This window comes from Fibrobacter sp. (genome assembly GCA_024399065.1).
Taxonomy (GTDB): Bacteria; Fibrobacterota; Fibrobacteria; order Fibrobacterales; family Fibrobacteraceae; genus Fibrobacter.
The window spans coordinates 30,421-42,278 of record JAKSIB010000031.1 but is presented as its reverse complement, the minus strand read 5'-3'; the positions used below and the strand labels follow the sequence as shown (position 1 = coordinate 42,278).

The window sequence follows — 11,858 nt, the reverse complement described above, 5'->3', positions numbered from 1 at the left end:
TAGGTACTGGTCTTAGCATCGATGATTCCGAAGACGATAAGATTACCATCGAAATCGATGAAACCGACATGGAAGATGGCAAGACTTACGGATACCAGCCGACAGAAGGGTGGTCTGAAATTCAGAAGTCTCCCGATCTAGATGTAGGTACTGGTCTTAGCATCGATGATTCCGAAGACGATAAGATTACCATCGAAATTGACGAAACCGACATGGAAGATGGCAAGACTTACGGATACCAGCCGACAGAAGGGTGGACTGAAATTCAGGAGTCTGAGTCTGCCGACCTAGATGTAGGTACTGGTCTTAGCATCGATGATTCCGAAGACGATAAGATTACCATCGAAATTGATGAAACCGACATGGAAGATGGCAAGACATACGGATACCAGCCAACCGAAGGATGGACTGAAATTCAAGAGTCTGAATCGGCTGACCTAGATGTGGGTACTGGCCTTAGTATTGATGACTCTGAAGACGATAAGATTACCATTGAAATCGATGAAACCGACATGGAAGCCGGGTCTAAATATGGATACACACCGGGTGATGGGTGGACTAAAATTACAGAGGGCGGTGGCGAAACTAATAAAGCCTATTCGAATGTCACTGTTGTGGTACCATCAGAATCTGGCCCGGTTGAGACCGAAATTCCATCAACAACCGCTGAAGATACAATTAAATTTGCTGCGGGCAGTAATATTACATTGACACCGGATGTAGTTAATAAGACGGTGACTATTACTGCAAATGTTGATGCACCAACGAATTTGACTGTATCTGCTGGAACCGGCATTAAGGTAACGCCGACAACAGACGCTGGAACAACTGATTATAAGGTCGCACTTGGATATGAGCTTGGCTATATTGGTGGAACTGTTCAGGATCTACCTATTACGCAGACCAACCAGAACTTGCTAGAGGATGTGTCTATTGCCGATGTAATTATGACAAACGATGTCAGATTCCTTATCCGTAACAATCGTTTGTATGCGTTGGCCACAGAAGAAGGCGTGGACGGTGTTGATATGTTTACCATGTCGTTCAACGGCACATTGACACGTACACCGGTTGATGGTTATCATTTCTTGAACAAGATCGATATCAAACGTGAAGGCGCATCCAATAGCTTGGTTGAGGGTGCTGAGTATTATCCTTCCCAGACCGGCCTTAGCTTTGTGTCAATTTCTACCACTGTAAAGAATTCTAGTACGAATCCGGTCGCTATTGAAGGACCTGACGGCAAGACACGTAATTATTTTGGGTATGAACTGATATATTCCGGTGATGAACCATATGTTGATGAAACCGGGATGGTGATGACATATCGTATTACCGCAGTCGAAGAAACTATCGGAATTGCAGATACCACATCGGGTACTGGCGGAGATGGCAAAATTTCTTTTAATGGCGAACCACCGGCATATTGGGGCGACAAGATTGAAAGTGTATATCCAATCTCGGCAAACTCAATGAATGGTCAAAATAAGATTGAAGTGAAGCTGACAAGTGGTACTGGAAAAACTAAGGGCATGGTAATGTCTTTGGTTGAGGATTCCAGCGGTGGTATATCGGCTGATTGGGTTGAGCCTACGGGTGGTGGTGTTGAAGGGTGCGACGGTGAAGTTCGCATTTCAGACGATGATGACACAATGGGGTATTTATCATCTAAAATTGTTCAGGGATTTGGTATTAAGTTTGATACTGTTGATATTCCGCAGTCAAGTGGTGGTGGTAAACGTATAGTGATCAGTTCGGATACGGATGATGAATCGACTGTTACGCCAGCAACCCCGTTCCCGCAGGTCATATCTAACCTAAAACTTAATTTTACGACAGACGACGACATTACATACGGTGGCGAAGTTACACAAAACTGGGGTGTCGGTAGCCATGCGATGGGATCTGATCAGGCTTGTACGAATGTAGCCGTATTCCCAATCAATTTACCTTCAGGTAGAATACAGAACATATCGATCATGCCTACTAAAGATCCAAGCTCGGCCAACTCACCGCTGTATGCATCTTTTGTATTTTATGGCGCTGCTGTATCCGACTTTACCAAGGCGGTGCCATGGGGTCAGATTTCATGGGTAGAATATGACCGAACATCTGGTGTATTTGATCTGAATCTGTCGGAGTCTTCTGCCATGCATTACATTAAGTATAAGACGAATATTAATGACGAATGGGATTCAGCATCACTTAGTACGTCATTGAATGGAATGCCTTTGGCTGGTAAGGGTTTGTTCAACTGGGTTGCAGTTGCATTTAGTGGAAATGGTACCGAATTTGGCTTCAGTATTGCTGGTTATAAACTAAGCCCGATATTAATATCTGGTGAATCATATAAACCTGCACGAGGTATCGGGTATATAGGGAATCCGTCGTCATGCGGATTCTATCTGGATGGCCGTCTTGTTAATGCTGGATCGATTACCAACGTGCAAGGATGGTCGTTCATTCCGTTTATTCAATTGAATATCGTTCGTGATGAAACTACTGATGCCGATCATTCGAAGGGGGTTTAATTATGGCTATACGAAATTATGATGTATTAAGTAAGCGACAGACACTTAGCGACGCTGAAAAGGCTCAGGTCAAGGAAAATATAGGTGCATTTTCGGGTGATTATAATGATTTAAACAACAAGCCTACATTAAGTGATTATGTTCTTGCATCTGATTTGACACAGCAGCTTTCTACCAAGGTCGATACGCAAGCTGGATATGGCTTATCTAAAAATGATTTTACTGACACAGACAAGCAAAAGCTTGACTCGGCAATTACTAGTGAAACTGACCCGGTGTTTACTGAGTCAGCGGCACATAACATTCAGACTACTGATATTGATAGTTGGAATGCCAAGATAGCTGGAATCCGTGTGAATGGTACTGAAGTGACACCGGATGCTGACCATAAGGTAGCGATTACAACAGGAGGCTCTTATACAGCCGGCTCAGCGATATCAACGGATAATAATACGATTTCCGTTAAATATGACACTGACGTATTTGACTTGACCGATGACACCGTTAAAAACTTAACTTTATCGTCTGACGTCAAGACTGCCATAGATAGCATTGCGGATCCTGTTGACTTGGTTCAGGGCGATAATATTTCGTTCGATACATCTATCCCGGGCCAGATTAAGATATCCGCTACAGGTGGAGGAATTAGTTCTGTAAAAACCGATGATATTACTATAACGGGTGATGGAACCGATACTGATAAAATTCGATTGAAGGTGTCACCACGGTCGCTAACCGCCGGAACGAATATATCGTTTGATGATTCTGAAGAGGGAGTTTTGAAGATTTCCGCATCAGGCGGTGGTATTAGTTCGGTTGAAACTGACGATATAACGATTACTGGTGACGGTACTGATGACAATAAGATTCGTTTGAAAACATCGCCGATGGCGTTGACTGAAGGCACGAATATATCGTTTGATACCAGCGCCGAAGGAAAACTTGTAATCAATGCGACCGGTGGGTGGGATGAATCTCGTGTTTCCACAATTGAGTCGGTAATACCTGAAACAGCTGTAGCTGAAACGAATATGCTTGCTACGCAAGATGATATAGGTGAAACAATACCGGTTTCGGCGGGAAATGGCATTAGTCTTACACAAAATACCAGTACATCGGCTATCGAGATTTCACTTAGTATTCCGACAGTGATTGAAACGGATCCAGACTGGACGCCGTCCGTTGATGATGGAAAGCTGCACTTTGTAGTAATGAGGGCTTAATCTCATGCCGGTTCAAGGACGTATTACATTTGATAGTTATCAAAATATGGGTGCCATTACATATGGTAAGACACCTATTGGTGCGGTATATTATGGCACTAAGCTGATTTGGCAAAAAATATCAGATTCTTCTGTGGTAGAAACATTTGATATTGGCGGCACTGGCAATTCGTATCCTGCCGCTCGTATACATGTGGATACTGCCAGAATTATGTCGTTTTCTGTTTTTGTTACAGTGGATCAAGTTGTTGACCCGATGTACGCCGTAATTTGCCAAATCACTGATAATGGCGTCAAGACAGTTGCGTCAATCGGTAATAATCTTGAATACAGTGGATGTAATCCGAGTAAATATGTTACTGACAAAGGTGCAATTGTATATGAAGTGAAAGTTGCTGCAATTGATCAAACCGACGGCATTCCTGTTGATGATGGTATATATTATTTTATGATCAGTACACATGCGGAAAATCAGTATGAACATAATAAAATTGTGTTGGCTGACAATGCATTGATTGCGCAGACATGTCGTGTTGAGGATTATCGTATCCCGACTATAGTTGGTGCGGACAGTGAAGATCCATTTACAATGCTGGACGTACGTTGTTTGTTGGATATAAAGACAAAAGACGTATTTGTTGACGATCCCATTAGTCGTGCAGTGATCACTGCGTCGTTTGATCCCATTAATGAACAAATCAGTATTGATAGTGTAATATGTGATGGGTTTGATGTTAGTGGACCGTCATTTGTCGATCACTATGAATATACATTTGATGGTGTAACTACGTATACTACATCCGATATTACAATTCCTATTACCAACATGGATTTTAGTGATGGGTCGCAAAAGACGATATCTATTATCGCTGTTTCGAGTAAGGATGAATCGGTAAAATCCCCATCCACGTCGTTAAGTTTCGGATTTGATATATCGATGAATATTGATTACATCGAGATAGATCATATATTGACATGGGACATAAAAAATAACGGTGTTGATTATTCCGATAACATCGAACAGTACAGCTGGTCGGATGATGCCGGTCATTCAGGGGCAACAGGCTATCAATTATTGTCGGTCGAATCGTTTGACGCTGGTGACTACATATTATCTATTCAAGGTATTACAACGAACAATAATAAATTAATGCCGGTTAGTAAATCCTTCACTATTGTCAAATATGAGACATATCATTCTGTAAAGCTTTCTGAAGGTGGTACTGGCGTATGGATTGACTATTCGCCGTCTACTGATGTTGTGTTGGTTAGTTATACCGCACTGGCACCGGGTGGATATTATTCATTTGGTACTGCGTCAGCTGCATTACAGATTAGGGAAGTAGATAGTAGTAATATGACGGCGATGACTAAAATATGCGACATAAAGATGACGGAAACCGCAGCTGAAACTCCTATACGTACTGTTGAAGATGATAAGTTATTCTCGTATACATATGCGCCATCAACAGCGTCTTCAGTTACATTGTACGCCGGGCATAGGTATATTTTAGGAACCTGTGCTAGTTCGAATCAGTATAATTTTATGGGCACTTGTTCATATTCATCGTCATCAACGAATGATATGGCTACGTTTAGCTTTTATAATCAAGATGCTGATTATACTCATGTCGTTGTGTCATCATATAAAATCGATGTCAAGTTTAAGTTTGGCTAAGGAGATACCATGGTTTATCTAGTAGAAAAACGTTTACGCAAGCTGTATGGCATATTTGATAATGCAATGATTGCGCAGCAATACGTATCTGACAATAAATTGGAACGAGATAACTTTTATTTTTTAACGGAGTTGGGTATGGATTACGTCAACCGAATAACATATGTGGATGGTAAGTGTGTGTACAATAATGTGCCGTTCTGGACAAGTGACCTATCTGACATATTGGAACATTATGATGAACACGAGGTGAAGTCGGTTCTTGATGGAAGTGGGTCAAAGGATCCTGAAGTTATTTCTAAGGAACGTTTCATCAGCGAGTACAACAATATGTGCAATAAGATAGCGAAGATTGATGGCCGTCCGGGGCAGATCATGTACAATATCGCTGTAGGTAATGAGTTCATAGCGTTGTTCCGAGAAGAATGCATTTTAACTGATTTTGACTCTGTTGAATCATCGCCTGACGATATGTATGTAAAGCTTGCCGGCGTTATCGGTATGATCCAGACCGGATCTTTCAGAGAAGCTCGTCATGCGTTGAGCAAGATGTTACAGACACCGGGATTCACAGACGCATTCTTGACGGAGGCCCGCATTACTAAGTATATCGATATGTTAGCTGCCGCAGACGTAATCGATTATGCTACTGTCGATGAATTTGCTTATACCGCACATGCTTCTAAATAGGTCTATATATGATAGTAAATGTTTCATACGATGATAAATACCTGAAATACCAGACAAATAGGCTTGGGTCGACATCGAACATGCCGGCAAAACTCATTAAGTATTCTCGTAATACTGACGTTGCGTGTGCTTGTGGAATTGTTACGTACAATCCACTTGATAATCCGATTACGATTGAATCGTATGATATGTATTTCCCACAAACGGCTAAATTGCCGTCAATCGACAGTATTCGATCAGCGTATTGTAATATCGATCAGGAAACCGGTGAACTTTCGTTTGCCGATAGTATGCAGTTCCTTAATTTAATAAGTGTTTCTGATCCTGAGTCTGAGTTGGATGATGTATTGACCGTAGACGGAACAGATTTTTATCGGTATCATTTTGTTCCTGAATCCACGCCGGACATTTCTATCCCGGTTGGCTGGAGTGCCCAGTTGTTCTATGCATGCAATATGAAGTCAATGGGTGGTGACCTTGATGAATGGGATGATGCGTCGAACCGTATCTACCCGTTATGCACGTCCGTCCCGGGTGTTGCATATAAAAATGATTCAACCTTGTATTCTGGTATTGTTGCCCGTGGATCTACAATCATGCATATCAGGCAACATTATGATACTGACGTTTATAAACGTAATTATGTAGAATTCCCAATGAATGATCCGGTGAATAAATGGGCCATACCAACGGCTGATAACACTGAGTTGGGAACAAAGTATAATATTTTTCCATATATTTTCATGAATGGGCTACAACTATGATTTTGACGTATAACGGAAATCCACTGGAATTTAACAATGTCATGATTTCAGAACCTGTAAAGCAAGTAATCCAGATTTGGACAAATGACTGTACACAGGCTGATAATTTGGGTCCAGATACCAGCGGATGGTATCTGACTGGCATGCATGACTCGAATGCAACTGTCGTGTTGAACGAAAACGGTTCTACCGCTGCAACGGATATATATTATTCTCGGTTTGAGTTGGATGATGCACTTGATTGCAGCGGTACAGGACAGATATTCTGTTCACTGGAATGCCGAGCAAGGTCTAGTGGTACTACCGTGCTTGGTATTGAACTTGACAGTAGTAACCCGGTGCTTGTAATAAGTTTTGAAGACGCATCCGGGAATACATCTAGCTGGGCTGCATTGTATCGCAAATCGTCTACCGAACTTGTATATAATGATCCGTCGGTTACGTCAGGCTCGGTGCCTACTACATGGGCAACCCTTGCGTCAACTGATTTTACTGCGATCTGCGGTAATTTGGACTTGTCCGCAATTAAGGCCGTACGTGTAAATCTTATCAGTGACCATATCTCTGGTATGGAATGGAAAACACGCCGTAAGGCTATTTCGTTCAATAAGCTAATAGTATCGGATTCACCGATTGAAGGATCGTTATGATACGGTATGACGGGCATTATATTCGGGTATCTGGACAATTTGCAAAACTGCCGAAACCTGAACCGGAACATCTTCCACCGGAACCGCTTCCGGGGTTTGCCTTGGATGAGTTCAACTATATACAGACGGTGTACCAGTCACTTGAACCGGACGACCGTGTCGTATTCCTGATGCGTCATTCGGAACGTCCATCTGACACCAGCTCTGCTGCTGAATTGACCGATGCAGGTAAAGAATATGCACTTGCCGTAGGTGAATCCATGCAGGGTGGCATTGCACAGGTAAACGACGTAATTTACGGGTCTACGAGTACAATGAGGACTAGGCAGACCGCACAGTATTTTGCCATGGGCCGTGGGGATACTGATTATACTACTCTGGATAGTATTGATTTGACACATAAGGACAATATAGCTGGTAGTCTGTTTACTAACAGTGTGACTAGCTGGCCTCTGGTATCGAAGTATTCGATTAATTATGACAGTTTGTCAGAATCGGACAAGGCTAAATTCAATGATAAGGATACTGTGGCATTACAGCTGATTTCCGATCTGTATGACGCACTTGGCACTAAGAAGATGGGTGTGTTTGTATCGCATGATTTTCTAATGGTGCCGATCGCCGGGTGGGTATCCCAGTCACAAGTCGATCTTGAGTTCAACGACAGTGGAAAACAGAATTGGATAGCGTATATGGCCGGCGTAGCCATCGTTTGGCGAGCAGAGCATACCTATGTTACCCCTATATATTCTATCGTGCGCCCTGAGGGGACAAATGGATATAAGGGTATAATGCACGGGTATGGTAACATTATGGATTCTTGAACTACCCACTGAAGATGGGTGGGGTTCCCCATGCCCATCCGTGGCACTACAGGCTTCGTTTAATCCACAACCATGCGGTTGTATCAGTTTCCGACGCTATGGGTTTTTTCAGGCGAACCCTTCCCTAAGTCCCTTAGGTACTGCATACTCAAGATATGCGTTTGAAAACCTTTGTTATACAATATAGAATATATCATTTCATTTGTCAAGCGGCAATTCATCTCACTGGCTAAAGACCCGTGAGTTTTCTTGCCACATTTTATATAAACTTGGTATGAAAACGGTATGACAATCAAGGAGAATGTAACAAAATCTTAACATTGACGTGTAGGAAAAATAATGCTAAAGTTTACCTCCCCGTCGATTACATACCGAATGAGGACATTATGGAAAGACAGAATAATTCCGTGCCGCAATCTAAGACGCTCGCTCTACGTGATTGGATGGATGCGTATCATGCGTCGATTGACACAACGGTAGACAATCTGATTAAATCCGGTGATATATATCCCAATGAGAACATGTCGTTGTCGTACTGGGATACGTACGGTGAGGAACAGTTTAACAAGGGTGCATCACCGGAAGACAGCGGCAAATTTGCCGCAAACTCGCTTGTACGGAACAAATTGATAAATAAAATTCGTGAAATATCTGTAAGTCTACGCACTTGCGATCAAAGTGTAGTTGATGAACTAAATGCACAGTTGGATATGCTTAAACAGCGTTATAATGCTCTTATTGGATATGAATGCTTTGGTGTGAATGGCAAGCGTCCCATTACTGAGTCAGCTGCGGCGCCAAGTATGATGGCGTTTGGTCGTGCATACGACACACCTGTCAGTGATGGGCCTTCTGTTATAGATCGGTTTAACGCCATGGCATGCGCAAATGACCCTTTTATTGGCGGCACGAATATGGTGTTGGCTCGACTGCAGGAATTTGAACGTAACAATGCATCCAAGTATGGTGTTGATGAAGACCCGGAACTGGATGATTATGTTAAGACCCTGTTTGTTACTGAGGACGACCTTGGTCCAGAATCCTTCTTGATCAATGGTGAAAATCCGTATCGTGTTGCCGAAAAGGTCGCTGATGGGGATCCGATTGACTTGCAGAAGAGTGAACCCGTCGGCCATTCCGCCGATAACGGAACGGAACCCGAAATTGATGACGGGTTCCTAAGTGCATTCGGCAACATGTTTGCTGATAAATAACTAGAATGTAGCTCCACAATCGGTGTTATTGAACATGTAATTCAATGCATCCATTCCTTCGGAGTTACTGATATCACCACGTACATCATCAATTGGAAGGACCTTGGGACCGTTATTAGTGACTGTCCCGGGTTCAGGTACGTATCCGTTGGCAATCATGTCGTAACGTCCGTCGGCATATTGCACTGCGGTCATCTTATGGTCTGTTGTCGGAACTGCACGGATTATCTTCAATGTGCCATAATACGGTTCAGGACGTGGCCACTGTGATATAAGGCCCGGATAATGAGCCGGGTGAAATATGTCATCGTGTGGCTTTAATGGGTTCTGCAGTGGAATATGGTGGTGATGATGGTGGTGTGGAAAAAATGGCATGTTATCCTCCGATAATAGGCTTTACGAATGGCTTGCACGGGCATGGCATTTGACCTTGCTTTGGCGTGCACGCATACATAGAATTATGGATGTGGTAAAATGGCATCGGCTGGTTCGGAAAGAACATGTGATGCATGTGTATCGGCGGATTGATTATATGGAATGGATCCGGGTATAGATGTGATGGAGTATATTCCCACGGACCTTTCTGTGGTGGAGGTGGGACAGCGCAGCATCCATGGTGATGATGTACCGGTGGTTGGTTTGGGATAAATAAAGGCTTGTGGCATGGTACTGCACAGCAAGGCATGTGAGCCGGCGCCTGACTTAAATGATGCGGGCCGCCATGGAATTCTGAGTGTACCACCGGACTAGGACCCGGGTGGTGCGGATGATGCGGAAGACTGCAAGGGCAGGTCATGGGAGCCTCCTTTAGTCATCGAGGATAGGCATTTCCAGAATTTGGTCGTACAGTTCATGTACGTAGGAGTTACCGCCCAGCTTGCTATATGTCTCGAACATGGTGACGAAGTTAGTGCGGTTGTATCTGCTGATGCCGTTATCCTTCTTGGCCTGATAATACATTTCAGTTAATGTATGCTTCATTTCATCGATGTTTGCATGCTTGATCAATTCGATACTTTCATTCTGAATCTGGTTCTCGGTACGGATATTTTGAATTTCGGTTTTCATTCCGTCTATGGAGGTCTGAATGTTGCCCAACGCATTGTCGAAGTTTTCAAGCCGTTGGTCGATAATATGCGCTCTGCTGATATTATTTACGATCCAGTCCCCTACCTTCTTTCGTATCGGCTTCACTATCACCGATATCGCTGCGAAAACACCTGCAAGTGCGGTAATCATTGTGCCGACGCCAGTGAGCAGGTCAGTCAGCGAAGTAATGTTTGTTAATAACGAGTCCATGCGAGTAACCCAAATCATTTTACTTTATAGTTTATCACATCTGAAGTAAAAATGCCTCGGCCACTAGGGCTATTCCGGCTATAGCAATAGTAAAAATACGTTCCCTTAAATGATGCCAGCGTTCCAGTCTTGCCTGCAGTTCCCTATATCTATCCATGATCATGTGACGCCCCTTTACATGGTCAAATAGTCCGTCGCTGCGTTCATGCGACCGATGGCATACTATCGGGTTTTCGGTCACGCCTATATTCAAACCGGCGTACATTGCGTCTATCCCCATGGCCACGTCTTCATATCCCCATCCATGGCGGAACGCCTTGGAATCAAACAACTCCGAGTATCCATAGGTGCGTTGCATGAACGATAAATATTTTAGTAGTCCTTTACGGGTAATCCCGAAGTTACAGCTCCACCCGATCATTCCTGTTAGCATCAGGTCTACTCGTTCTGCGAAGTCATTAGTATCGTTCCATGCCTCTACTGCGCCTGATGCAACACGGAGGTCGGTGTAATCTATGGGTCTGTGTTCCCACAGTTGATCCATGTTTGCCGTAAGTAGGTCGGACGCAGGCTTCTTGATGTTGTCAATCGGGGTATGTTCCCTCATGCAGAATATGAGGTCGTATTTTGTGGCCAGCGCCGCATATTCGTCAATGAACAGATCGCTTTTCGGGTAGCAGTCCCCATCAATAAATACAAGAATATCGTCACCAGATTCCAAGAACGGCTTGATGACTGAATTTCGGTTTCCGCAACGGCCTGAATTAATCTCCCCATTATTGATTGGTATGATGTTTTCGGGCAAACCTTGTGTATCCACCGGTGTAGCGTCCGACATGATGAACAGGTGGGAATATTGTAATGTTTGTGTACCCAGACGTTCTATGGTATTCTGGATCATGTCAAATTGATTATGGTTTGGAATTGCTAACGATATTTTCATAATGTACCTATATTTGGTTAAATTACATCAAAAAAGAGGCGG

The 11,858-nt window shown here is 43.3% G+C and carries 11 protein-coding genes; 8 read left to right on the top strand and 3 right to left on the bottom strand.

Annotated features, from left to right (window positions below; all coding sequences use genetic code 11):
* From MJZ25_12985 to MJZ25_12950, 8 genes are all read left to right on the top strand, one after another.
* Positions 1–2,531: hypothetical protein (locus MJZ25_12985; protein ID MCQ2125088.1), on the top strand; the 2,531-nt coding region annotated here is incomplete at its 5' end.
* A 2-nt stretch (positions 2,532–2,533) separates the two neighbouring features.
* Positions 2,534–3,754: a hypothetical protein gene (locus MJZ25_12980; GenBank protein ID MCQ2125087.1), complete on the top strand. Its 1,221-nt coding sequence runs from the start codon at positions 2,534–2,536 to the stop codon at positions 3,752–3,754.
* A 4-nt stretch (positions 3,755–3,758) separates the two neighbouring features.
* Positions 3,759–5,432: a hypothetical protein gene (locus MJZ25_12975; protein MCQ2125086.1), complete on the top strand. Its 1,674-nt coding sequence runs from the start codon at positions 3,759–3,761 to the stop codon at positions 5,430–5,432.
* 138 nt (positions 5,433–5,570) lie between these two features.
* A complete protein-coding gene (locus MJZ25_12970) occupies positions 5,571–6,122 on the top strand; it encodes a hypothetical protein (protein MCQ2125085.1) in 552 nt (183 codons plus the stop codon).
* 8 nt (positions 6,123–6,130) lie between these two features.
* On the top strand, positions 6,131–6,886 hold the full coding sequence (locus MJZ25_12965) for a hypothetical protein (GenBank protein ID MCQ2125084.1): 756 nt from the start codon (positions 6,131–6,133) through the stop codon (positions 6,884–6,886).
* Entirely contained in the window at positions 6,883–7,536 is a 654-nt protein-coding gene (locus MJZ25_12960; protein ID MCQ2125083.1) for a hypothetical protein, read from the top strand. The genes MJZ25_12965 and MJZ25_12960 overlap by 4 nt, the downstream gene beginning before the upstream one ends.
* Positions 7,533–8,360 (top strand): histidine phosphatase family protein, encoded by an 828-nt coding sequence (locus tag MJZ25_12955; protein MCQ2125082.1) that lies wholly within the window; start codon positions 7,533–7,535, stop codon positions 8,358–8,360. Before MJZ25_12960 ends, MJZ25_12955 begins: the two co-directional genes overlap by 4 nt.
* Positions 8,361–9,070: 710 nt before the next feature.
* Positions 9,071–9,574 (top strand): hypothetical protein, encoded by a 504-nt coding sequence (locus MJZ25_12950; protein ID MCQ2125081.1) that lies wholly within the window; start codon positions 9,071–9,073, stop codon positions 9,572–9,574.
* On the opposite strand, the gene MJZ25_12945 is transcribed toward MJZ25_12950, so the two are convergent.
* From MJZ25_12945 to MJZ25_12935, 3 genes are all read right to left on the bottom strand, one after another.
* Positions 9,575–9,808, bottom strand: a complete 234-nt coding sequence (locus MJZ25_12945; protein ID MCQ2125080.1) for a hypothetical protein — start codon at positions 9,806–9,808, stop codon at positions 9,575–9,577.
* A 573-nt stretch (positions 9,809–10,381) separates the two neighbouring features.
* Positions 10,382–10,891, bottom strand: a complete 510-nt coding sequence (locus tag MJZ25_12940) for a hypothetical protein (GenBank protein MCQ2125079.1) — start codon at positions 10,889–10,891, stop codon at positions 10,382–10,384.
* 16 nt (positions 10,892–10,907) lie between these two features.
* Positions 10,908–11,816 (bottom strand): glycosyltransferase, encoded by a 909-nt coding sequence (locus MJZ25_12935; protein ID MCQ2125078.1) that lies wholly within the window; start codon positions 11,814–11,816, stop codon positions 10,908–10,910.
* Positions 11,817–11,858 lie beyond the last annotated feature (42 nt).

Excerpts from the sequence above, each read along its gene's own strand:
- MJZ25_12955 (MCQ2125082.1), top strand. The coding sequence starts at position 7,533 with ATGATACGGTATGACGGGCATTATATTCGGGTATCTGGACAATTTGCA.
- MJZ25_12975 (MCQ2125086.1), top strand. The coding sequence starts at position 3,759 with ATGCCGGTTCAAGGACGTATTACATTTGATAGTTATCAAAATATGGGT.
- MJZ25_12965 (MCQ2125084.1), top strand. The coding sequence starts at position 6,131 with ATGATAGTAAATGTTTCATACGATGATAAATACCTGAAATACCAGACA.
- MJZ25_12970 (MCQ2125085.1), top strand. The coding sequence starts at position 5,571 with ATGGATTACGTCAACCGAATAACATATGTGGATGGTAAGTGTGTGTAC.
- MJZ25_12980 (MCQ2125087.1), top strand. The coding sequence starts at position 2,534 with ATGGCTATACGAAATTATGATGTATTAAGTAAGCGACAGACACTTAGC.
- MJZ25_12950 (MCQ2125081.1), top strand. The coding sequence starts at position 9,071 with ATGCTTAAACAGCGTTATAATGCTCTTATTGGATATGAATGCTTTGGT.
- MJZ25_12960 (MCQ2125083.1), top strand. The coding sequence starts at position 6,883 with ATGATTTTGACGTATAACGGAAATCCACTGGAATTTAACAATGTCATG.
- MJZ25_12935 (MCQ2125078.1), bottom strand. The coding sequence starts at position 11,816 with ATGAAAATATCGTTAGCAATTCCAAACCATAATCAATTTGACATGATC.
- MJZ25_12940 (MCQ2125079.1), bottom strand. The coding sequence starts at position 10,891 with ATGATTTGGGTTACTCGCATGGACTCGTTATTAACAAACATTACTTCG.